The organism is Streptomyces sp. NPDC020192, from assembly GCF_044388685.1.
Taxonomy (GTDB): Bacteria; Actinomycetota; Actinomycetes; order Streptomycetales; family Streptomycetaceae; genus Streptomyces.
Map to the genome: position 1 here is coordinate 257,052 of NZ_JBIRXG010000007.1, position 21,373 is coordinate 278,424.

18 protein-coding genes and 1 riboswitch are annotated in these 21,373 nt (G+C 71.4%); of the genes, 8 read left to right on the forward strand and 10 right to left on the reverse strand.

Annotation, left to right across the window (positions count from 1 at the left end; genetic code table 11):
• The first annotated feature begins 168 nt into the window (after positions 1-168).
• Positions 169-1,701, forward strand: a complete 1,533-nt coding sequence (locus tag ACH47Z_RS16635) for a M23 family metallopeptidase (protein WP_399074076.1) — start codon at positions 169-171, stop codon at positions 1,699-1,701.
• A gap of 56 nt (positions 1,702-1,757) precedes the next feature.
• Here the strand turns inward: ACH47Z_RS16635 and pcrA are convergent, their stop codons facing one another.
• Complete coding sequence (gene pcrA / locus ACH47Z_RS16640; RefSeq protein WP_399074078.1) at positions 1,758-4,241, reverse strand: DNA helicase PcrA; 2,484 nt, start codon at positions 4,239-4,241, stop codon at positions 1,758-1,760.
• 210 nt (positions 4,242-4,451) lie between these two features.
• Positions 4,452-4,625, forward strand: a riboswitch (cyclic di-AMP (ydaO/yuaA leader).
• A 7-nt stretch (positions 4,626-4,632) separates the two neighbouring features.
• Here pcrA and ACH47Z_RS16645 point away from each other — a divergent pair.
• Complete coding sequence (locus tag ACH47Z_RS16645; protein ID WP_399074080.1) at positions 4,633-5,823, forward strand: NlpC/P60 family protein; 1,191 nt, start codon at positions 4,633-4,635, stop codon at positions 5,821-5,823.
• Between the two features lie 11 nt (positions 5,824-5,834).
• On the opposite strand, the gene ACH47Z_RS16650 is transcribed toward ACH47Z_RS16645, so the two are convergent.
• Complete coding sequence (locus ACH47Z_RS16650) at positions 5,835-6,188, reverse strand: hypothetical protein (RefSeq protein ID WP_399074082.1); 354 nt, start codon at positions 6,186-6,188, stop codon at positions 5,835-5,837.
• A gap of 391 nt (positions 6,189-6,579) precedes the next feature.
• On the opposite strand from ACH47Z_RS16650, the gene ACH47Z_RS16655 reads away from it, so the two are divergent.
• A complete protein-coding gene (locus ACH47Z_RS16655) occupies positions 6,580-7,665 on the forward strand; it encodes an NlpC/P60 family protein (protein WP_399074241.1) in 1,086 nt (361 codons plus the stop codon).
• Between the two features lie 2 nt (positions 7,666-7,667).
• Here ACH47Z_RS16655 and ACH47Z_RS16660 read toward each other — a convergent pair whose 3' ends face one another.
• Positions 7,668-8,378, reverse strand: a complete 711-nt coding sequence (locus ACH47Z_RS16660) for a LuxR C-terminal-related transcriptional regulator (RefSeq protein ID WP_399074084.1) — start codon at positions 8,376-8,378, stop codon at positions 7,668-7,670.
• Positions 8,375-9,700 carry a PspC domain-containing protein gene (locus tag ACH47Z_RS16665; RefSeq protein WP_399074086.1) on the reverse strand — a complete coding sequence of 442 codons (1,326 nt, stop codon included), beginning with the start codon at positions 9,698-9,700 and terminating at the stop codon, positions 8,375-8,377. The genes ACH47Z_RS16660 and ACH47Z_RS16665 overlap by 4 nt, the downstream gene beginning before the upstream one ends.
• Before the next feature lie 175 nt (positions 9,701-9,875).
• On the opposite strand from ACH47Z_RS16665, the gene ACH47Z_RS16670 reads away from it, so the two are divergent.
• Both ACH47Z_RS16670 and ACH47Z_RS16675 read left to right on the forward strand, forming a co-directional pair.
• Positions 9,876-11,333, forward strand: a complete 1,458-nt coding sequence (locus ACH47Z_RS16670) for a PspC domain-containing protein (protein WP_399074088.1) — start codon at positions 9,876-9,878, stop codon at positions 11,331-11,333.
• Complete coding sequence (locus ACH47Z_RS16675) at positions 11,320-11,541, forward strand: hypothetical protein (RefSeq protein WP_399074090.1); 222 nt, start codon at positions 11,320-11,322, stop codon at positions 11,539-11,541. The genes ACH47Z_RS16670 and ACH47Z_RS16675 overlap by 14 nt, the downstream gene beginning before the upstream one ends.
• 212 nt (positions 11,542-11,753) lie before the next feature.
• Here ACH47Z_RS16675 and ACH47Z_RS16680 read toward each other — a convergent pair whose 3' ends face one another.
• From ACH47Z_RS16680 to ACH47Z_RS16690, 3 genes are all read right to left on the reverse strand, one after another.
• Positions 11,754-12,278, reverse strand: coding sequence for a DoxX family membrane protein (locus tag ACH47Z_RS16680; RefSeq protein ID WP_399074092.1), 525 nt, complete (start codon positions 12,276-12,278; stop codon positions 11,754-11,756).
• A 127-nt stretch (positions 12,279-12,405) separates the two neighbouring features.
• Positions 12,406-12,894 (reverse strand): hypothetical protein, encoded by a 489-nt coding sequence (locus ACH47Z_RS16685; RefSeq protein WP_399074094.1) that lies wholly within the window; start codon positions 12,892-12,894, stop codon positions 12,406-12,408.
• 76 nt (positions 12,895-12,970) lie between these two features.
• A complete protein-coding gene (locus tag ACH47Z_RS16690; RefSeq protein ID WP_399074096.1) occupies positions 12,971-14,251 on the reverse strand; it encodes a hypothetical protein in 1,281 nt (426 codons plus the stop codon).
• A 190-nt stretch (positions 14,252-14,441) separates the two neighbouring features.
• Between ACH47Z_RS16690 and ACH47Z_RS16695 the strand changes: the two genes are divergently transcribed.
• Positions 14,442-15,329, forward strand: coding sequence for a DUF4429 domain-containing protein (locus ACH47Z_RS16695; RefSeq protein WP_399074098.1), 888 nt, complete (start codon positions 14,442-14,444; stop codon positions 15,327-15,329).
• On the opposite strand, the gene ACH47Z_RS16700 is transcribed toward ACH47Z_RS16695, so the two are convergent.
• On the reverse strand, positions 15,322-16,116 hold the full coding sequence (locus ACH47Z_RS16700; protein ID WP_399074100.1) for a class II aldolase/adducin family protein: 795 nt from the start codon (positions 16,114-16,116) through the stop codon (positions 15,322-15,324). The genes ACH47Z_RS16695 and ACH47Z_RS16700 overlap by 8 nt on opposite strands.
• Positions 16,117-16,256: 140 nt before the next feature.
• On the opposite strand from ACH47Z_RS16700, the gene ACH47Z_RS16705 reads away from it, so the two are divergent.
• The gene (locus ACH47Z_RS16705; RefSeq protein WP_399074102.1) at positions 16,257-16,730 is read left to right on the forward strand and encodes a pyridoxamine 5'-phosphate oxidase family protein; all 474 of its coding nucleotides are present in this window, start codon (positions 16,257-16,259) and stop codon (positions 16,728-16,730) included.
• Positions 16,731-16,742: 12 nt separating this feature from the next.
• On the opposite strand, the gene guaA is transcribed toward ACH47Z_RS16705, so the two are convergent.
• Positions 16,743-18,323 carry a glutamine-hydrolyzing GMP synthase gene (guaA, locus tag ACH47Z_RS16710; RefSeq protein ID WP_399074104.1) on the reverse strand — a complete coding sequence of 527 codons (1,581 nt, stop codon included), beginning with the start codon at positions 18,321-18,323 and terminating at the stop codon, positions 16,743-16,745.
• 293 nt (positions 18,324-18,616) lie between these two features.
• On the opposite strand from guaA, the gene ACH47Z_RS16715 reads away from it, so the two are divergent.
• Entirely contained in the window at positions 18,617-18,874 is a 258-nt protein-coding gene (locus tag ACH47Z_RS16715; RefSeq protein WP_399074106.1) for a chorismate mutase, read from the forward strand.
• Positions 18,875-19,569: 695 nt separating this feature from the next.
• On the opposite strand, the gene ACH47Z_RS16720 is transcribed toward ACH47Z_RS16715, so the two are convergent.
• Positions 19,570-21,348 (reverse strand): GMC family oxidoreductase N-terminal domain-containing protein, encoded by a 1,779-nt coding sequence (locus ACH47Z_RS16720; RefSeq protein ID WP_399074108.1) that lies wholly within the window; start codon positions 21,346-21,348, stop codon positions 19,570-19,572.
• Between the last annotated feature and the right edge of the window lie 25 nt (positions 21,349-21,373).

Genomic DNA, 21,373 nt, shown 5'->3' on the forward strand with positions numbered 1-21,373 from the left:
GCTCATCGAACTCTCGGCCAAACTCATGCCCGGCGTCCCCCGAAAGACCGCCGAATGCCCGTTTCCGGCCAACGCGAAACAGGCCGAAGATTGTCGCGCCCAGGTACCGGCGGGTACAGTCGCCGCACTGCTCTGGCAGCCCCTGTTGTCGAGGCGAAAGAGAAGTTGGTGAACGACCCTCACCCGTCGGGGACCATGACCACCCCGGCCCCGGCTTCCGACGCCTCCGCCACGCGCTACGACCACGCGCCGTACGGGACCCATGAAGCCCCCTACGGCGACTTCACCACGTACGGCGGCTACGACGCCACCGGTTTTGCGCCCGGTCACGACGGCACCGGCGCCTTCCACACCGACCCGCTCTTCGGCAGCCTGCCCGGCGACCAGAGCACCGGCGCGTACGACGCGACGCAGTGGCAGACGCCGCACTACGACGCGTACGCGGCCCAGCACCACGCCGCCTACGACTCCGGTGTCTACGACGCCACCGCCTGGACGGTCCCCGCGCAGGCCACCGGCAACGACGTCAGCGGCTGGGGGTCCCCTCTCCGGGGGAGGGATGCCAGTGCCTGGCAGCAGCCCGGCCATTCCGGCGGCGCCGACCCGACCCAGCAGTGGGAGTGGGGCACCCAGGGCTTCGCGACGGGCGCGTACGACGCCACGCAGTGGAACTCCGCCGGCCAGTCCGAGGCGGTCGCGTCGCCCGAGGCGGTTGCCGAACCGTTCGACCAGCAGGCCACCGCTACGTTCGAGCAGGTCACCGACACGCCGGAGACCGCGGCCTTCGCGCAGACCGGGTACGAGGACCAGGCGCCGTACGAGGACCCCGGCTTCGGCGAGGCGCACCCCGGTGACGGCGACGGCGAGCTGGGCAGCACCGGTGAACTGCCCGTCGTACCCACTCTGTTGGACGACCAGGAAGAGGTCACGCCGACGACCCGCGCGGGCGCACGCAACGGGGCGCGTTCCCGGCGTCGTACGCCCGCCAAGCGCTCCGCGCTGCTGACCGTCGCCGTGCCCTCGGTCTGTGTGATGGGGGTCGCGGGGATCGCCGCCGCCTCGGTGGGCGCGCTGACCGACGGCGGCGGCAAGGACACCACCGCCTCCGCCTCCGACGCGCACGCGGTGAAGCCGTCGGTCGCCAACAGCAAGCTGGACAGCCAGCTCAGGACGCTCTCCGCCGGCGCCGACGACTTCGCCGACCGGGCCAGCCGGACGCAGGAGCGCATCGACCTCAAGAACCATCAGGAGCTGGAGCGGAAGAAGGCCCTCGCGGAGGCCGCGCTCAAGGAGCGGCTGCGCCCCAAGTTCGTGCTGCCGGTCACCCAGAAGGGGCTCAGCGCCTATTTCGGCCAGGCGGGCGTGAACTGGATGTCGGTGCACACGGGCATCGACTTCCCTGTCTCCTACGGCACCACGGTGATGGCCGCTACCGACGGCACCGTCTCCACCAAGTGGAACAGCGCCTACGGCAACATGCTGATCCTGACGGCGAAGGACGGCACGCAGACCTGGTACTGCCACCTGTCCAGCTACCGCGTCCCCTCCGGTACGGTCGTCCAGGCCGGCCAGCCGATCGCCTACTCCGGCAACTCGGGCAACTCCACGGGCCCCCACCTCCACTTCGAGGTACGGCCCGGCGGCGGGGCACCCATAGACCCGCTGCCGTGGCTGCGCAGCCACGGACTCGACCCGACCTGAGCCCCGTACGACCTGAGCCCCGCCGGCCTCCGGCGGGGCTCACCTCGTCTACGGCTTCACAGCTTCTCGACCGGCGCGTACCTCAGCAGCAGTCGCTTCGGCTTGCCGTCGCCGAAGTCGATCGTCGCCTGGGCCTTGTCGTCCGCGCCCGCCACCGCGACGACCGTGCCGAGGCCGAACTGGTCGTGGGTGACCCGGTCGCCGACCGCCAGGGACACCGCCGGCTTGTCCGTCGTACGCCGCGTGGCGAACCCGGACGCGCCCGCCGCCGACGAGCGCGAGCGGGACGAGGACAGCGAGGCCGCGATCCCGGCGGCCGGGCCGGAGGACACCGGCGCCGCCGCGCCCGTCCGCTTCCACTCCACATGGGCGGCCGGGATCTCCTCCAGGAACCGGGAGGGCGGGTTGTACGACGGCTGGCCCCAGGCGCTGCGCAGCGCCGAACGCGTGAGGTACAGCCGCTCCCGCGCGCGCGTGATGCCGACGTACGCCAGGCGCCGCTCCTCCTCCAGCTCCTTGTTCTGGCCGAGGGCGCGCATGTGCGGGAAGACGCCGTCCTCCATGCCGGTCAGGAAGACGACCGGGAACTCCAGGCCCTTGGCGGTGTGCAGGGTCATCAGGGTGATGACGCCGGAGCCTTCCTCGTCCTCGTCGGGGATCTGGTCGGAGTCGGCGACCAGCGCGACCTGCTCCAGGAAGTCGGACAGCGTCACCGACTCGCCTTCACCGCGCTCCTGCTCGAACTCCAGGGCCACGGCCGCGAGTTCCTGGAGGTTCTCGATACGGGTCTCGTCCTGCGGGTCGGTGGAGGCCTGCAACTCGGCCAGGTAGCCGGTGCGTTCGAGGACGGCCTCGAGGACCGTGGCCGGTCCGGCGCCGGACTCCACGATCGTGCGCAGGTCCTCCATCAGCGTGTTGAACCGCTTGACCGCGTTGGTGGAGCGCGCGGCCATGCCGTACGCCTCGTCCACGCGCTTGAGCGCCTGCGGGAAGCTGATCTTCTCGCGCTGGGAGAGGGCGTCGATCATCGCCTCGGCCCGCTCGCCGATGCCCCGCTTGGGCACGTTGAGGATGCGCCGCAGCGGCACCGAGTCCTCGGGGTTGGCGAGAACCCGCAGGTAGGCGAGGACGTCCCGGACCTCCTTGCGCTCGTAGAAGCGGACACCGCCGACGACCTTGTAGGGCAGGCCGACGCGGATGAAGACCTCTTCGAAGACACGGGACTGGGCGTTGGTGCGGTAGAAGACGGCGACGTCGCCCGCCTTGGCCTCGCCCGCGTCGACCAGGCGGTCTATCTCGTCCGCGACGAACTGCGCCTCGTCGTGCTCGGTGTCGGCGACGTAGCCGGTGATCCGCGCGCCCTGGCCGGCGTTGGTCCACAGGTTCTTCGGGCGGCGTGACTCGTTGCGCTCGATGACCGCGTTGGCGGCGCTCAGGATGGTCTGCGTGGAGCGGTAGTTCTGCTCCAGCAGGATCGTCGTCGCGTTCGGGTAGTCCTCCTCGAACTGGAGGATGTTGCGGATCGTCGCGCCCCGGAAGGCGTAGATCGACTGGTCCGCGTCACCGACGACGCACAGCTCGGCGGGCGGGAGGTCGTGCTCGCCCGCCGGGGTGTCCTCATCGTGTGCGCCGGTGCCGACGAGTTCCCGTACGAGGGCGTACTGGGCGTGGTTGGTGTCCTGGTACTCGTCGACCAGGACGTGCCGGAAGCGGCGGCGGTAGTGCTCGGCGACGTCCGGGAAGGCGCGCAGCAGGTTGACCGTCGTCATGATCAGGTCGTCGAAGTCGAGGGCGTTCGCCTCGCGCAGCCGCGACTGGTAGAGCGCGTAGGCCTGCGCGAGGGTCTTCTCGAAGCCGTCGGAGGCCTGGGCCGCGAAGTCCTCCTCGTCGATCAGCTCGTTCTTCAGGTTGCTGATCTTTGCGCTGAAGGACTTGGGCGGGAAGCGCTTGGGGTCGAGGTCCAGGTCGCGGCAGACCAGGGCCATCAGGCGCTTGCTGTCGGCGGCGTCGTAGATGGAGAAACTGGAGGTGAAGCCCAGCTTCTTGCTCTCCCGGCGCAGGATGCGCACGCACGCGCTGTGGAAGGTCATGACCCACATCGCGTTCGCGCGCGGGCCGACGAGATGCTCGACGCGCTCCTTCATCTCGCCCGCGGCCTTGTTGGTGAAGGTGATCGCGAGGATCTGGCCCGGGTGCACGTGCCGCTCGGCGAGCAGGTGGGCGATGCGGTGGGTGAGCACGCGGGTCTTGCCGGAGCCGGCGCCTGCGACGATGAGCAGCGGGGAGCCGGCGTGCACGACCGCGGCGCGCTGGTTGTCGTTCAGCCCCTCCAGCAGCGCCGCCGCGTCGAGCGCGGGGCGCGGGGCGCCGTCGCGGTAGTAGACGTCCCGGTCCGGTGGCGCGTCGAACTTCCCGCCGAACAGATCGTCCGGAAGCGACTCCGGAGCGTGATCGCCCTCGGGCGGCGGCGGGGGTTCCTCCTCGCGCCCGCGAGGGGGCTGGAGGTCCGCCAGGAAGCTGTCGTCAAAGAGGCTGCTCATCGCTCTCCGAGTCTAGGGCGCCCCACCGACAACCGGTCGCCGTCCCGGGAAGAAGGCCGGACGAGAGGATGGCGAAAGCCCCTCACGCAGCGGAATCACCCGATGACAAGGACATGATTCCCGCCTCGGATCACGAAAATGTATCGGACATATCACGCACCAACCTTCACACCAATCACACGAGTTGGCTAGGTTGCCGTCAGGCCGCGTGCGCGGCCTCCGCCGAGTCCGGCGCGCCCCGTAAGGGGGCGCGGAGCCGGGGACCCACCGTTTTTCCGGGGTGAATCGGCCGACTCCCGTCCGGGACGACGCCGTAGGGCAACCCTTCCGAACCGCCGCCCGAACCCGACAGCTAACCCGGTAGGCGGCCCACTGGAAGGAGTCGCCACCCTTGGCGTCGCACCGCAAGTCGCGCCCCGGCGGAACCAACGGAGCGGGTTTCCGCACCCCCGCCCTCGCCACCGCCGCCCTCACCTCCATAGCCATGCTGTCCCAGACCGCCGAGGCCGCCCCCGGGGCCGACCACACCCGGCCGACCCTGGAGGAGGTGGAGAAGAAGGTCGACGACCTGTACCGGCAGGCGGAGTCGGCGACCGAGAAGTACGACGCGGTCCAGGAACGGACCGGCAAGCAGCGCGGGCGCGTCGACGCACTCCGGGAGGAGGTCGCCCGGCGCACCGACCGCCTCAACAAGGCCCGCGAGGAGCTGGGCTCCTTCGCCGCGGCCCAGTACCGCACCGGCGCCGCCGCGCCGAACACGGCCACTTTCCTGCTGGCGGACAACCCGCAGGACTACTTCGACCAGACCCAGCTGATGAACCGGCTGACCTCACGCGAGAAGGGCCTGGTCGACGACTACATCAGCGAGCAGGCCGGCACCATGAAGAAGCGGCGGGAGGCCGCGGAGAGCCTGCAGACGCTGACCGAGTCGCAGCACGATCTGCAGACCGCCAAGGCCACCGTCCAGAAGAAACTCGCCTCCGCGCGCGAACTGCTGTCCCAGCTGACGGCCCAGGAGAAGGCGCGGCTGGCCGCCGTCGAGCGGGAGAAGCAGCAGGAGGCGGCGCGCAAGGCGGCCGAGCTGGCGAAGCAGCAGGCCGAGGCCCAGCAGAAGAGCACCTCATCCAGTGCGTCCGGCTCGTCGTCGTCCGGCTCGAGCGGGTCCTCCACAAGCTCGACCGGCTCCACGTCGTCCGGATCGTCCGGCTCGTCCAGTTCGTACGACACGAAGGCCGCCAAGGCCATCGCCTTCGCCCGCGCCCAGATCGGCAAACCGTACGTGTGGGGCGCCACCGGCCCGGACTCCTACGACTGCTCGGGCCTCACCCAGGCCGCCTGGCGGGCCGCCGGCGTCACGCTCCCGCGCACCACGTACGACCAGGTCAACGCGGGCACCACGGTCTCCCTGGCGAACGCGCGCCCGGGCGACCTGATCTTCTTCTACGACGACATCAGCCACGTCGGTCTCTACATCGGCAACGGCATGATGATCCATGCCCCCAAGCCGGGCGCGTACGTCCGCGAGGAGTCGGTGTACTACGGCGGAGAGTCGATCATCCACAGCGTGGTCCGCCCCGGCTGACGCCTACCGGGTCAGGTCCACAGGACGGCGATGAAGATGTTCGCCACGGTCAGCAGGCCGACGGCCCCGAAGGCGCGCTTGTCGACCGTCTCCTCGTCGCGCTTCACATAGATCAGGCCGAGGATCACGATCAGCAGCGCCAGCTTGACCGCGAACTTGACGCTGCTGAGGTGTTGGTCGTCGGCCCGGTTGAGCGCGATCAGGACCACACCGGTGCCGAGCATGGCGAGCGCGCCGCGCAGCATGAGGGGCGAGAACCGGGCCGTGCCCTGGCCTATCGCCGTCAGTTGGGTGACGAAACCGCCGAGCAGCGCGGCGATGCCGATGATGTGCAGGCCGACGAAGAGATGGATGGCTGTCTCCATGGGCCGGATCCTAGCCAGGGGTTCACCGGGGGTGTGCCGATCCCTGGCCAGGGTCGACCAGGTCTCGAGTACGGCCCGGGCAGGGCCTCCATGGATCTTGCATATATGCGCTCAATAGCACCCCACCGATCCCGACGGCCCCGCATTCCCCGCATCGGTCACCACGCTGCGTGAAGGCGACGACTCCGGCGAGGCGGAGTGATCGCATACGGTCACATCCCGGTCCGTCTGAGCCAATTCCGTACACTGCGTTACCCACTCGTCACACTCCGGCCTAGCGTCCTCCCCACCGCCGAGAAGTCCGGCGGCGGCCTGTCCCCCCTGTGCGGGCCGCCGCCGGACGTACACATCGCTCGGTCGTCGAGTCGTACGGAAGGACGTGACGGTCCAGGTGGCAGCGCACCGCAAGCCCCGGCAACGCTCGATCGGTGGCCATACGGCCCGGGCGGCCGCCACGCTCGCCCTGGCGGGTGCGGCCGGCGCGACGGCGTTCGACGGCACCGGACACGCCGAACCACAGCTGACACCGGCACAGGTGAAGGCCAAGGTGGACACGCTGTACCAGCAGGCCGAGGCCGCGACCGAGAAGTACGACGGCGCCAAGGAGCAGGCGGACGCGGCCCAGCGGCGGCTCAACGCGCTGCGCGATGAGACCGCGCGCAAGCAGGCGAAGCTCAACTCGGCCCGGGACGCGCTGGGTTCGTTCGCCACCGCGCAGTACCGCGACGGCGGCTTCGCCCCGGCCTGGCAACTCGCCCTCTCCAACGACCCCGACCGGTATCTGGACGACGCCGCGTTCGCCGAGCGAGCCGGTGACCGGCAGGCCGCCGCCGTGTCCCAGGTGCGCGAACAGCTGCGGGAGATCGAGCAGTTGCGCGGCGCCGCGCGCGTCCAGCTGTCGTCACTGCGCTCGCGGCAGGCGGAACTGAGCCGGCGGAAGAAGACCATCACCGGCACGCTGGACGAGGCCCGGCGGCTGCTGGCACGGCTCACCCCGCAGCAGCGCGCCCAGGTCACCGGTGACGACGGCAACGGGTCGGCACGCGCCTCCCGGTCGGCCGCGGACGCCCGGGAAGCCCTGGCGCAGGCCGGGCCCGGCTCCGGGCCCGGGTCCGTCGCGGCGCCCGACTCCCGCGCGGCGGCAGCCGTCGCCTACGCCTACGCCAAGCTCGGCAGCCCCTACGTGTGGGGCGCGACCGGCCCGAACGCCTTCGACTGCTCGGGCCTGGTCCAGGCCGCCTACCGCTCCGCCGGCATCTCCCTGCCCCGCACCACCTACGCCCAGATCAACGCGGGCCGGCGCGTCTCCCGCTCCGAACTCCGTCCCGGGGACCTGGTGTTCTTCTACTCCGGCGTCAGCCACGTCGGCATCTACGTCGGCGGCGGCCAGATGATCCACGCCCCGAACCCCTCGGCACCGGTCCGACTGGCCCCGGTCGACGAGATGCCGTTCGCCGGGGCGACCCGGGTGGCGTGAGGTCAGACCAGGCGGCGGGCCGCCGCCCAGCGGGTCAGTTCGTGACGGTTGGACAGCTGGAGCTTGCGCAGGACCGCCGAGACATGGGACTCGACCGTCTTCACCGAGATGAACAGCTGCTTGGCGATCTCCTTGTAGGCATAGCCACGGGCGATCAGGCGCAGCACCTCGCGCTCGCGCTGGGTGAGGCGGTCCAGGTCCTCGTCCACCGGCGGGGCGTCGGTGGAGGCGAAGGCGTCGAGGACGAACCCGGCCAGCCGCGGTGAGAAGACCGCGTCGCCCTCCTGGACCCGGAAGATCGAGTCGACCAGGTCGGTGCCGGTGATGGTCTTGGTGACATAGCCACGGGCGCCGCCACGGATCACGCCGATCACGTCCTCCGCGGCGTCCGACACGGACAGCGCGAGGAAGCGGACGGGCTGCTCGGCGTCCGCCATCAACGCCGCGCACCGGCGCAGCACTTCGACACCGCCGCCGCCCGGCAGGTGCACGTCGAGGAGGACCACCTCGGGCCGGGTCGCGGTGATGACCGTGACCGCCTGGTCGACGTCCGCGGCCTCGCCGACCACCTCGACACCGGTCTCGGCGGTCTGGCCGATCTCGGCCTGGACGCCGGTGCGGAACATCCGGTGGTCGTCCACGAGCACGACCCGTACGTGCCGTCCGCCCGCGCCGGCCCCCGCCGTGCCGTTCGCCTCGGTCGCGTCGCTCATGACGTCTTCTCCGCCCTCTCCATCTCCAGCTCGACCTCCGTGCCGCCGCCCGGCACCGCCCGTAGCCGGGCCGTACCGCCGTTGCGCTCCATGCGGCCGATGATCGATTCTCTGACACCCATCCGGTCGGCGGGTATCGAGTCGAGGTCGAAGCCCGGACCACGGTCACGCACGGACACGAAGACCGTCTTCCCCTCGACTTCGGCATAGACCTGTACGGCACCGCCCTCGCCACCGTACTTGGCGGCGTTCACCATCGCCTCACGCGCGGCCTGCATCTGCGGGCCGGTCCTCTCGTCCAGCGGGCAGTCGCCGACGATGACGACCTCGATGGGCACCCCGTGCTTGTCCTCCACCTCGGCGGCGTTGCGCCGCACCGCCTCGGCGACCGTGTCCGGCTCGTCGGCCTCGTCCTTGCCGGTGCCCTCCGGCTTGTACAGCCAGGTGCGCAGGTCGCGCTCCTGGGCGCGGGCGAGGCGGCGCACCTCGTTCGCGTTGTCGGCGTTGCGCTGGATCAGGGTGAGGGTGTGCAGCACGGAGTCGTGGACATGGGCGGCGACCTCGGCGCGCTCCTGGGCGCGGATGCGCATCAGGCGCTCCTCGGACAGGTCCTGGGTCATCCGGACCAGGTAGGGACCGGCGAGCAGCGTGATGCCGACGAGGACGGCGAGCGCCGCCTGGAGGACCGCGCCGAGGTGGGCGGCCGAGCCCTGGAGCACGAAGATGGCGGAGACACCGGCCGTGACGAGCAGGACACCGCCGGCCGCGCGCAGCAGCGTGAGCGTACGGCGGCGGCGGCCGACCTCGACCCAGCGGGCCCGGCGGGCGTTGTCCGCCTGTCTCCAGACCAGGGCGACACCGGCCGCGACGAGGACGGCGGGCACGAGATACACCTTGGCGGCGCCACCGAGGTTGACGCTGCTCACGAAGACCATGGACACGATGACCATGAGGAGCAGCGCGACGAGCTGGCCCTTGTCCGGCTTGCGGGCCATGAGTCTGCGGCGGCCGTCCGGCGCGGTCTCGGTGCCCACCAGCGACTGCTTCTGCTCGCCGACACCGCCGATGCCGAGCGGGACGAAGAACCAGAACGCGGCGTAGAGCAGCGCCCCGAACCCGTGGGCCATGAACAGGCCGACGAAGGCGAGCCGCACCCAGACGATGGGCAGCCCGAGATGCCCGGCGAGGCCCCGCGCCACTCCGCCGAGCCAGCGTCCGTCGCTGCTGCGGTAGAGCTTGCGCGGCGGCCGCGGGTCGTCGACTGGCAGGCTTGCGGCTTCCGGCATGCCATTGATGGTCACATGGCCGGCGGGGCCGGGCATCAGGGTCGGCCCCCGAGACGCCCCTGATCTTCGGCGGGACCGGGTCGGGGAGCGGTGGTCGGCGGTGCTCCGGTGCCGGTCGAACGCTTCCCCGCCCGGTCTCAGGGCCGATTTCAGGGTTCGCCCAGGGTCGTCCCGACTGCCGTGGCGGCGGGCGGGCCGTCACCATGGACGCATGACGGATCACGAGCACGCCGCGACGGGTCCGGGACCCGGCCCCGGCCCGCGCCCGGCCCCGGGCACCGGACCGACGGATGCCGGGCCCGCCGCGACACAGGAGACGGGAGCGGCCGGCCCCGGCACGGACACCCACGCCGGGACGCAGGAGGGGGAGCAGGAGCAGCAGGGCGCCACGGCCTTCGACCGGTTCCGGCGCGACCGCCGGCACAAGATGATCGCGGGCGTGTGCGCGGGCCTGGGCCGGCAGACGGACATGGACCCGGTGATCTTCCGGATCACCCTGGCCGTGCTGTCCGCGACCGGTGGCATCGGCCTCATCTTCTACGGCTTCGTCTGGCTCCTCGTGCCGTACGAGGACGAGGAGGAGAACGAGCTGCGCAAGCTGCTGACGGGCCGGGTCGACGGGCAAGCGCTCGCCGCCGTGCTGTTCGCCCTGGTCGGCTGCGGTGTCTTCCTGACCATGCTGAGAAACGGCGGGGTGCTGACCTTCGCCGCGGTGCTCTCCCTGCTGTTGGCGGGCGCCGGGTACTGGTCGCGGCGCCGTGGCGCGGCCGACCCCGACCCGCTCTCCGCACAGGCCGCGGCCGACGCCCCGCCGGAGGCTCAGGCGCCGCCGGTCGTCACCGCCTACCCGTCCTGGTGGCGGGACCCGATCGTCAAGGACGGCACCCACGTCGGCGGCACGGGTTATCTGTGGGGCCCCGGCGACGCCCGCGAGCGGGACCTCACCTCGGTGGTCGACGTCGGTGTCGCCAGCCCATGGCCCCACTCCGGCCCCGGCTCCATACGGCCGCGGCCGGCCACGCCCCCGAGACCTCGCGGCCCGCGCTGGATCGGCGGCTGGGTCTTCCTGCTCGCCCTGGTGGCGGGCGGCCTGGGCACGGGGCTCACGTGGGACACGCACCCGCTGGGCACCAGCCTCCAGACCGGCCTCGCCTGCGCGCTGGCGGTCTTCGGCCTCGGCCTCACGATCAGCGCGTTCCTCGGGCGCACGGGAGCCGGGACGGTGTTCCTGGCGCTGGTGACGGCGGCGCTGCTCGCCGGGGCGTCGGCCATGCCCAAGGACATCACCACCCATTGGAGAGACACGTCCTGGGCGCCGGCGGCGACGGCGCAGGTGCAACCGAGCTACGACCTCGGCACCGGGCGCGGCACTCTGGACCTGACCCGGGTGCATCCGGCCAAGGGGCAGACGGTCACGACACACGCCCATGTGGGCGCGGGACAGCTGAAGGTGATCCTGCCGGCGGGCGCGACCGTGCGGATGAACATCGACGTGGGGGTGGGCGACATCCGGTTGCCCGGGGAGAACAGGAGGGACGTGGACGTGCAGCCCCGCAGGCTCGAGAACGTGACGCTGGCGCCGGCCAAGGGCGCCAAGGACGTCGGCACGCTGGACCTCGCGCTCGGGGTCGGTGTGGGACAGGTGGAGGTCAGCCGTGCTGCGTCATGAGTTCCAGCCCGGCCGGCTGGTCGCCGGGCTCTTCCTGACCGCCGCCGGCACGGTCTTCGCGGGAGACGCGGGCGGCCTGTGGGAGACCCCGTGGTTCGCCATCGTCCCGCTGGTCGCGGGCGGCCTGCTGCTGGCCGGTGTCACGGGGGGCGTGGCACGGGCGATACGCAGACGGGGCGGCAGACGGAGCGGCGGGGAGAGCGGCTAGCGGTCACCTGCCGTCGCGGGGCACGCGGAAGGGCGTAGCCCTCGGTGAGCACGCGAAGCGGGAGCCCTCCGGCGGGCGGACGGGAGCGCGTAGCCCTCGGTGAGCGAACCGGAACCCGTAGCCCTCAGTGGGCGAAGAGGGACGCTTAGCCCTCGGCGGGCGGACAGGAACCCGTAACCCTCGACAGTCGGTAGACCGGCCGCCTCCCTGCCTTACCGGTAGCCGCCCTGCCCTCGTCGGGCTCGCCAGGCCGCGTCCAGGGAGAGGTAGGGGGCACCGGCGAGGATGAGGGGGATCCAGGCCATGAAGTAGGCGAGGTCGTTGCCGTAGTAGTAGGGGGTCGATGACCAGCTCACCGTCATCCAGAAGCTGAACGAGATGAGTGCGCCGCCGAGCGCGGCCAGCCGGGCGAGCAGGCCGAGCAGAGTGCCGATACCGACGGCCAGTTCGCCGAAGGCGATGGCGTAGCCGAAGCCGACCGGGCTCTTCAGGGCCAGGTCGACCAGGGCCGGGATGCCGGCAGAGTCATGGGCCGCCCGCATGGTGTCGCCGATCGACCCGGCGCCGCTGGCCTTCATGAAGGCACTGTCGGTGAGCTTGTCCAGGCCGGCGTAGATCAAGGTGACGCCGAGGAAGACGCGGAGCGGGAGCAGGGCGTAGTGGGCGGCGGTGTCCCGCCAGCCGCGGGGGCCGTGCAGCCGGTTCAGGTGCGTGTCCGTCCGAATGCCGTGAGTCATCGTGCCAGCCCGCCTCTCGCCCGCCATCCCCACCCCTCATTCGACGATACGTATGACAAGCGGGGCCCGTTCAATCCCCTCCGGATGTTTTTTCGGAATCCGGGTGGGCGTGCGAGCGGTGGTCGGCTCAGATCCGGGCCAGGATCTGCCGCACCGGATGCCCGAGAACCCGGCCCACGGCGGTCAGTTCCTCGGGGGTGAGCTGGGAGCGCTGGGGATTCCAGGCGGCGATCTCGAAGCGTGCGAAACCGCACGGCCAGTCGTAGTCCAACCGGTCCAAGGAGGTGTCGGTGGTGCAGCAGGGGGTGGTGACGTCGAGGGTGGGCAGGCCGTCGCCCCGCTCCTCGTACGCGTCCAGCAGGTCCCGGTACCAGTCGGGGTCGATGGAGCCGTCGCAGTGCGGGCAGCGGATGCTCACCAGGTTCGAGCCGCAGTCGACGGCGGTGATCACCTCGTGCCGGTCGACGTCCAGTTCGACGGCGTCGGGGTCGGCGTGCGGGTCGCCGGGGGCGCCCGAGACCAGCTCCAGGACCAGGGCCGCGGCGCGCTCCCCGGGTTCGGGTGCCGGCTGCCAGTGCGGGTCGGTCGGTATCACCGACAGGACGCTCTCGCTCATCGTTCTCCTCCTCGCCCTGCTGTCCCGGCTCCTTCGCCCCGGCCGGCTCCGCCGGCTCTTCCGGTTCCTCCGCCCCTCACTCCGTCACCCGGACCGTGTACCGGTTGGTCGCCACCCCGGCCGCGGTGACCACCTGGACCTCCACCGCGCCGGGCTCGACCTCGGCGGGGACGGGGACGGTCAGGACGGTGTCGGAGGGGTTGCGGAAGCCGCCGGTGACGGGGACGAGGGGGACGTGCACGTCGACGGTGCCGATGCGGACCACCATGCGGGAGAGCCGGTCGGCGGTGCGGGCGCCGGGCGGGACGAAGCCGGCGCCGCGGATCTCGATGTCGTCGCCGGTGCGGATCGGCCCGTCCAGGTCGCCGGGTTCGCGGGCGCGGACCACGGAGAGGACGACCGGGCGGCCGCCCTCGGCGTACTTGCCGGCCAGGTAGGTCGCGGCCGAGATGAGCACGATCACGCCCAGCCCCCAGGGCAGGTCGGGCAGTCGGTCGGGGCGGCGGGCGAGCCGTACGGCGGCGAACGCCAGGGCGACGGCGCTGATGGCGACGTACTGGATGTCGGTGAAGGCGCCCCGGCCGGAGTCGTCGGTGAGCAGGTCGGCGGCGCGCGGCCGGTGGGCCGGTACCTTCTGCAGCCGCTGGGCGAGGATACGCAGGCCCACCACCCGGCGGACCAGGACGGCGATGCCGCACACCACGGCGAGGACGGTCACCACACCCGTGCCGCGCGCGAGGTCGAGTCCCGAGATCAGCGCGTCCCGTTCGGAGTGGTCGGAGGCGGCGGCGAGCCGGGCGGCCAGCAGCAGGACGGCGTAGCCGACGAACAGCACCCAGCCGGCGGCCACGGTGCGGGAGGTGGACATCCGGTTGTCCTCGCCGATCACCGGGGCGAGCACCCCGCCGCGGGCCCGGTGCAGCCGGCCGGCGGTGGTCAGCGTGCCGGCGACGACGAGCGCGGCGGCCAGGGCCGCGGTGCGGGCGGCGGTCCAGCCCGCACCGATCGCGGTGAGCGCCTCGCCGAGCAGCAGGACGACGATCGCGATCCACACCGCGACGACCGTGCGCAGCCACAGCCCGGCGAGCCATGCCTCGCCCTCGGCGCGGCCGCGTTCAGCGACGGCCTCCGCCCGCTCGGTCAGCTGCTCGGAGATCCACTGGCGGGACGCCGAGGCCGAGTGCGCCACGGCCGTCGGCAGCCCCTGCCCGGCAGCGAACTCGTCGCGCCGGCGCAGGAACGCGGCGACGGCCCGCCGGTGCCCTTCGCGGGCGCCGTGTGGACAGTCCCCGCAGGTGCAACCGCCCTCGTGGGGGCCGTCGGCACCCGTGTCCTCTCTCGCCTCCTGCACCGCCACGCCGGACGCCCGCCTTCCCCACGACATGTCGACACGGCCGGCGGCCCCTCGGCAGACCGTCTCGTTGCCACGCAACTCCCCTGTCCTGTCAGCGAATTGTGCCCTACAACGGGCCGTCCGGGCTCGACGGACCGGGTCAGGGCGGGTGAAGTGCGGGCCGGCGTGTTGACCCGGCTGGGAGAATTCCCCCATGGCCGAGATCATCGCGCGGGACGGGACCTGGGCCTTCGACGGCAGCACGATCCGGATCACGCCGGGACTGCACCGCAGCGTGCCGCTGTTCCGGCAGACGTACGGAGAGATCTCCGTGCCGCTGGAGGCGGTCGCGGGCGTCGGCTACGAACCCGAGCGCAAGCGCGGCCGGCTGCGGATGCGGCTGCGCGAGGGCGCCGATCCCCTGCTCCAGGCGACGGGCGGGCGGCTGCCGGACCCGGCCGACCCCTACCGGCTGGCGGTGGACGCGGACCGCTCGGGGGCCGCGGAGTACGTGGCGGAGGAGATCCGGCAGGCGCTGCTGCTCGACCGGATCCCGCAGGAGCCCACGACGGGCTATCTGCTGCCGGGGCCGCCGGTGCCGGTGTCGGTGCGGTCCTCCGACGGCACGGTCTCCTTCGACGGCAGCCAGGTGCGCATCGACTGGTCCGACACCTCCGACCGGGTCAAGCGCGCGACCGGCCCGCGGATCATCGGCCTGGGCGATCTGGTGCAGGTGGAGTGGCTGCCCAACTCCGGGTTCGAGGACGGGTTCCTGCGGTTCGTGACCCCGGAGACGGCGTTCTCCAAGCTGCCGCCCGAGCGGGACCCCTACACCCTGGACCTGTGGGGCAGTGTGCGGCGCGATCTGCTGACCGCGCTGGTCGCGACGGCCGTCACCGCCCGGCTGCCGCATCCCTCCACCCGCACGGGCGACGGCTGCGACGGCCCTGGCGGCCGGCGGGCGGTCGTACCGGCGCAGGCCGACCACCATGACGTACTGCTGCGCCGGCTGCGGGAGTTGGGCGAGCTGCACCGGGAGGGGGTGCTCACGGACGAGGAGTTCGCGAAGACCAAGGCGGTGGTGCTCAGGGGATTCAGCTGAGCAGGTCGGGTTCGCTGCGGCTGATGTCCTGCCACAGCGGCTGGTAGTTGATCCAGGCCACCAGGTCGGTGCCGAGCTGTTCGCGGGTGGCGACGGCCAGTTTGTGATCGATGAGGACCGGCCGGCCGGCCGCCTTCGCCATCAGCTGCACCTGGCAGGAGCGCTCCATGGACAGAAACCACCAGGCCGCCGCGTCCACCGAGTCGCCGACGGTGAGCAGTCCGTGGTTGCGCAGCACGAGGGCCTTGCGGGAGCCGAGGGCGCCGGCGATACGGCGGCCTTCCTCGGCGTCGACGGTGACGCCGGTGTAGGCGTCGTAGAGCGCCACGTCCTCGTAGAAGGCGCAGCTCTCCTGGGTGATCGGGTCGATCAGATCGCCGAGGGCGGCGAGGGCGCGGCCGTGCACGGAGTGGCAGTGGGCGACGGCGACGACGTCGGGGCGGGCGGCGTGGACCTGGGCGTGGACGGTGAACGCGGCCTGGTTGACGTGGTAGCGGCCCTCGACGACCTGGCCGTCCTGGTTGACGAGGACGAGGTCGCCGACGGTGACGTGCTTGAACGGCATGCCGAACGGGTTGACCCAGAAGCAGTCGCTGAACTCCGGATCGCGTGCGGTGATGTGCCCGGAGACCCCGTCCTCGAGCCCAGCCCGCCCGAAGATCCGCAGGGCTCCGGCGAGCCGCTCCTTGCGGTGGCGGCGTTCGTCCTCGACCGAGTCGTGCATCGGCGGCATGGCGAACTGCAGCTGGTCGGTGGGCAGCGGCAGGGGCGGGGTCGGCCCGTGCATAGGTCCTCCAGCGCTGGAATTGCGGTACGCGCCGGAAGTTACCGTCGGTCAGCGCAAAAGGGCAGAGCTGTTTTGCAAAGATGACGTACGCAGCGAATACACGACAGAGGTTGTCCGGTTTACCGGTGAGACTGGCGCGTATGACGCCTGTGAACTGGGGAGCCTTCGTCTCCGCCGCACCCGGACCGGCCCGGATCGCCGAGGAGCGCTTCCGCGCCCACCGGCATCACGTCCTCGCGACCCTGCGCAGGGACGGCTCGCCGCGCACCTCCGGGCTGGAGGCCGACTTCCGCGGCGGCGAGCTGTGGCTCGGCATGATGGACGGCTCGCTCAAGGCCCTCGACCTGCGGCGCGACCCGCGCTTCGCGCTGCAGGCGAACCCGGGCGAGGGCACCGGGATGGGCGGCGGAGATGTGCGGATCGCGGGGCGGGCGTACGAGGTCGAGGGCGAGCGAAAGGCCCGCTACGCGAAAGAGGTGGAACCGCCGCAGCCGTTCCACCTCTTCCGTACCGAGCTGACGGAGGTCGTGCGGACCTACGTCGAGGACGACCGGTATCTGGTCGTCCAGGTCTGGACGCCCGGTGCACCCCTGCGCACGATCAGGCGCGCGTAGGGGCCGTGGGGATCACTCCCACTCGATCGTGCCCGGCGGCTTGCTGGTCACGTCGAGGACGACGCGGTTGACGTCCCGGACCTCGTTGGTGATGCGGGTCGAGATGCGGGCGAGGACGTCGTACGGCAGCCGGGACCAGTCGGCGGTCATGGCGTCCTCGGAGGAGACCGGGCGCAGCACGATCGGGTGGCCGTAGGTGCGGCCGTCACCCTGGACGCCCACGCTGCGGACGTCGGCGAGCAGGACCACCGGGCACTGCCAGATGTCCCGGTCGAGGCCGGCCGCGGTCAGCTCCTCGCGGGCGATGGCGTCGGCCTCGCGGAGCAGGTCCAGACGCTCCTTCGTCACCTCGCCGACGATGCGGATGCCGAGGCCGGGACCCGGGAACGGCTGGCGCTGGACGATCTCCTCCGGCAGGCCCAGCTCCTGGCCGACCATCCGGACCTCGTCCTTGAACAGCTTGCGCAGCGGCTCGATCAGCTGGAACTCGAGGTCCTCGGGGAGGCCGCCGACGTTGTGGTGCGACTTGATGTTGGCGGTGCCGGTGCCGCCGCCGGACTCGACCACGTCCGGGTACAGGGTGCCCTGGACCAGGAACTCGACGGCCGGGCCCTCGTCGGCGATGATCTCGGCCTGCGCCTGCTCGAACACGCGGATGAACTCGCGGCCGATGATCTTGCGCTTCTCCTCGGGGTCCGAGACGCCCTTGAGGGCGGTCAGGAAGCGCTCCTCGGCGTCCACGACGACCAGCTTGACGCCGGTCGCGGCCACGAAGTCCTTCTCGACCTGTTCGGTCTCACCCTTGCGCATCAGACCGTGGTCCACGTACACGCAGGTCAGCTGGTCGCCGATGGCGCGCGCCACGAGGGCGGCGGCCACGGCGGAGTCCACGCCGCCGGACAGACCGCAGATGGCGCGCTTGTCGCCGACCTGCTCGCGGATCGCGGCGACCTGCTCCTCGATCACGTTGCCGGTGGTCCAGGACGGAGTGAGGCCCGCGCCGCGGTACAGGAAGTGCTCGAGCACCTGCTGGCCGTGCGTGGAGTGCATGACCTCGGGGTGGTACTGGACGCCGTAGAGCTTCTTCTCGTCGTTCTCGAACGCGGCGACCGGGACGACGTCCGTGGACGCGGTCACGGTGAAGCCCTCGGGGGCGGCGGAGCAGGCGTCGCCGTGCGACATCCACACGTGCTGCTCGCCCGGGGTGCCCTCGAAGAGGGTGGAGGAGGTCCTGGAGACGTGCAGGTCGGTACGGCCGTACTCGCGGGCGCCGGTGTTGTCCACCGTGCCGCCGAGGACCTGTGCCATCAGCTGGAAGCCGTAGCACATGCCGAAGACGGGGACGCCTGCCTCGAAGAGCTCGCGGCCGAGGCGGGGAGCACCCTCCTCGTACACCGACGAGGGGCCGCCGGAGAGGATGATCGCCGCGGGGTTCTTGGCGAGCATCTCCTGGACCGGCATGGTGCTCGGCACGATCTCGCTGTAGACCCGCGCCTCGCGGACGCGACGGGCGATGAGCTGGGCGTACTGCGCGCCGAAGTCGACGACCAGGACGGTGTCGGGGGTGGCGGCAGTGGAAGTCGCTGGTGACACGGGGTGCCTTCTGGTGGTCGGGCGGGGTCTGTGCTACTGAGTCTAACGGTGTGGACGCGAAGCCTTCCTCTGGACTTCGCCGTGGCATACTGAGCCGCATGCTCACGCAGACGACCTTCCTCTTTACCTATGGCAACCGGCCCGCCGGCTGCCATGGTCGTGCTGCTTGAGCGCAACGCCAAGCGACTTCCCAGGCGCCCCGGGCCGACAAGGCCCGGGGCGTCTGGCGTTTTCCGGGTCCTGCCGTTCCGGGGCGTCCCAGCCACCTTCACCAAGGAGCGAGGAGCCCCGATATGACCACCACCACACCGGAAGAGACCATCGCCGACGCCCGGGAGCGCATCGACGTGCTCGACGACCGGATCATCGGTCTCATCCAGGAGCGGATGGCCGTCTCCGCCGTCGTGCAGCAGACCCGGATCGCCTCCGGCGGACGCCGCGTGCACCTCTCCCGCGAGATGGAGATCCTCGGCCGCTACCGCGAGGCCCTCGGCAAGCCCGGCACCTCCCTCGCCATGACCCTGCTGGAACTGTGCCGGGGCCGTGTCTGAGCGTCGGGCCCCAGGACCGTATCTGAGTTCGATCGCCGTCTCACCCGTACGGCGCGTGACCGGCCCGCGCACCCCTTCGTTGATCGGGATGTCCGTGCCAGCCAGGGGCGGGCCCGACAGAACCACGCGTGGCTCGCTGGAGCGATGAGGCGTACGGGTCGTGCCGTACGCCGTGGGACCTCGCTCCGGGGAAGTGACCGGACGGCAGGGGACAGCAGCCCGGTCACCCAAGAGAACGGCCGGCTCCGGGGACGCCCGGGGCCGGTCGGCGGAAAACTGCACATATACACCAGTGCCGGGTCGAACGGTTGCGGATGTGGCGCCCATTCCGCACGCTGCGCAGAAGCCCCGAGTCCCCGCGCAGACAACGGCACGGCTGCACCGACCCCGCCTGTCACGGGCCGGGACCACAGAGCCGGCGGCGCACCCCGGCGTCGTTCCCGGGCACCGGCGCTGCTCTGACGCCGGTGCTGACCGAAGAAGGGCCCCGCGGCTCCTCCGTCCCGCGGGGCCCTTCGTCATGCCCGCAGGCGTACGGCGGAGCGGCCAAGGGCATGTGACGGACGCCACACAGGAAATCCTGTGTGGCCAGAGCAACCGTTCAGGGTTTCCGGCGATCAAACGTGCCGAGTCGAAAAAACGGCTGAGAGGGACCTGCCTTCGGAGGGGGATGCAGGTCCCTCACCTGTGTGCGGCTACTTCTTCGGCGGCACCGCCGGCATTCCCAGGAACGGCAGGCGCAGGGCGCCGAAGGCGTCCTCCGGGACCGCCGGGGAGTCCGGCCGCACCGGCTGCAGGCGCTCGTACGCCGCTCCCGGCGCCGGACGCGGGTCCTCCTCGCCCTTGTTCGGCCAGAAGGACATCGCGCGCTCGGCCTGCGCGGTGATCGTCAACGAGGGGTTCACGCCCAGGTTCGCCGAGACCGCGGCGCCGTCCACGACCGAGATGCCGGGGTGGCCGTAGAGCCGGTGGTACGGGTCGATCACGCCCGTCTCCGCCGAGTCGCCGATCGGGCAGCCGCCGAGGAAGTGCGCGGTCAGCGGGGTGCCCATCAGCTCGCCGACGTTGCTGCCCGCGAAGCCGTTGATCTCGGCGGCGAGCACGGTCGCGGCCTCCGTGGCGGCCTTGATCTGCTTGGGGTTGGGAGCCCCGTGGCCCTGGCGGGCGGTCAGCAGTCCCTTGCCGACGCCGTCCGGTTTCAGGTACGTCGTCAGCGAGTTGTCCAGCGACTGCATGACCAGGCCGATGATGGTCCGTTCCGACCAGCGGCGGTTGGAGAGGGAGCGGGCGACCAGGAGGGGGTGCCGGGCCGCGTTCGCCAGCCAGGCCAGGACGCGCGAGGAGCCCTCCGCGTACGGCACCTGGAGGATCGACAGGCCGCCCATCGCGTTGGAGCCCTTGCCGTAGCGGACCGGCTCGATGTGGGTGTTCTCGTCCGGGTGGATCGAGGACGTGATGGCGACACCCTGGGTGAAGTCGGCCTGGGCCGTGCCGTGCGCCCTGCGGTAGCGGCGGTTGTCGGTCTGCGCGCCGACCAGCGCCTCGGAGTTGGTGCGGGTCAGCTCGCCCAGCCGCTTCGACAGATACGGCAGCTGACCGCCCGCCTTCATGCGGTGCAGCAGGGTCTGGGTGCCGTAGGTGCCGGCCGCGAGGACGACCTTCCGGGCGGTGAAGAGACGGCCCTCGCCCCTCTTCTTCCGGTCCGTCGGCAGGGTCGCCACCGCGTAGCCGCCGCGCGAGTCGTCCGTGACGGACACGACCGTCGTCAGCGGGTGGACCACCGCGCCCGCCTGCTGGGCGAGGTGGAGGTAGTTCTCGTTGAGGGTGTTCTTCGCGCCGTGCCGGCAGCCGGTCATGCACTCACCGCACTCGGTGCACGCCCTGCGCTCCGGCCCCGCCCCGCCGAAGTACGGGTCCGCCACCGGCTCCCCCGGGCCCGCCTTCGCCATGCCGTCGGCGTCCTTGCCGTCGCCGAAGAACACGCCCACCGGGGCCAGGTGGAAGGTGTCGCCGACACCCATCCGCTGGGCCGCCGCCTTCAGATGCACGTCGGACGGCGTCATGGTCGGGTTCAGCCGGACGCCGAGCATGCGCCGGGCCTGGTCGTAGTACGGCTTCAGCTCCTCCTGCCAGTCGGTGATGTCCTTCCACTGCGGGTCCTCGAAGAAGGCCTTCGGCGGTACGTAGAGGGTGTTGGCGTAGTTCAGCGAGCCGCCACCGACGCCTGCGCCGGCCAGCACCATCACGTTGCCCAGCAGGTGGATGCGCTGGATGCCGTAGAGGCCGAGTTTCGGGGCCCAGAGGTAGTTCTTGAGGTCCCAGGAGTTCTTGGGGAGGGTCTCGCGGGTGTAGCGGCGGCCGGCTTCCAGGACACCTACGCGGTAGCCCTTCTCGGTGAGGCGGAGGGCGGTGACGGAACCGCCGAAGCCCGAGCCCACCACGATGACGTCGTAGTCGTAGGTGTCCTGTGGCACATGCTCTCCTCGTCGAGAACGGGTT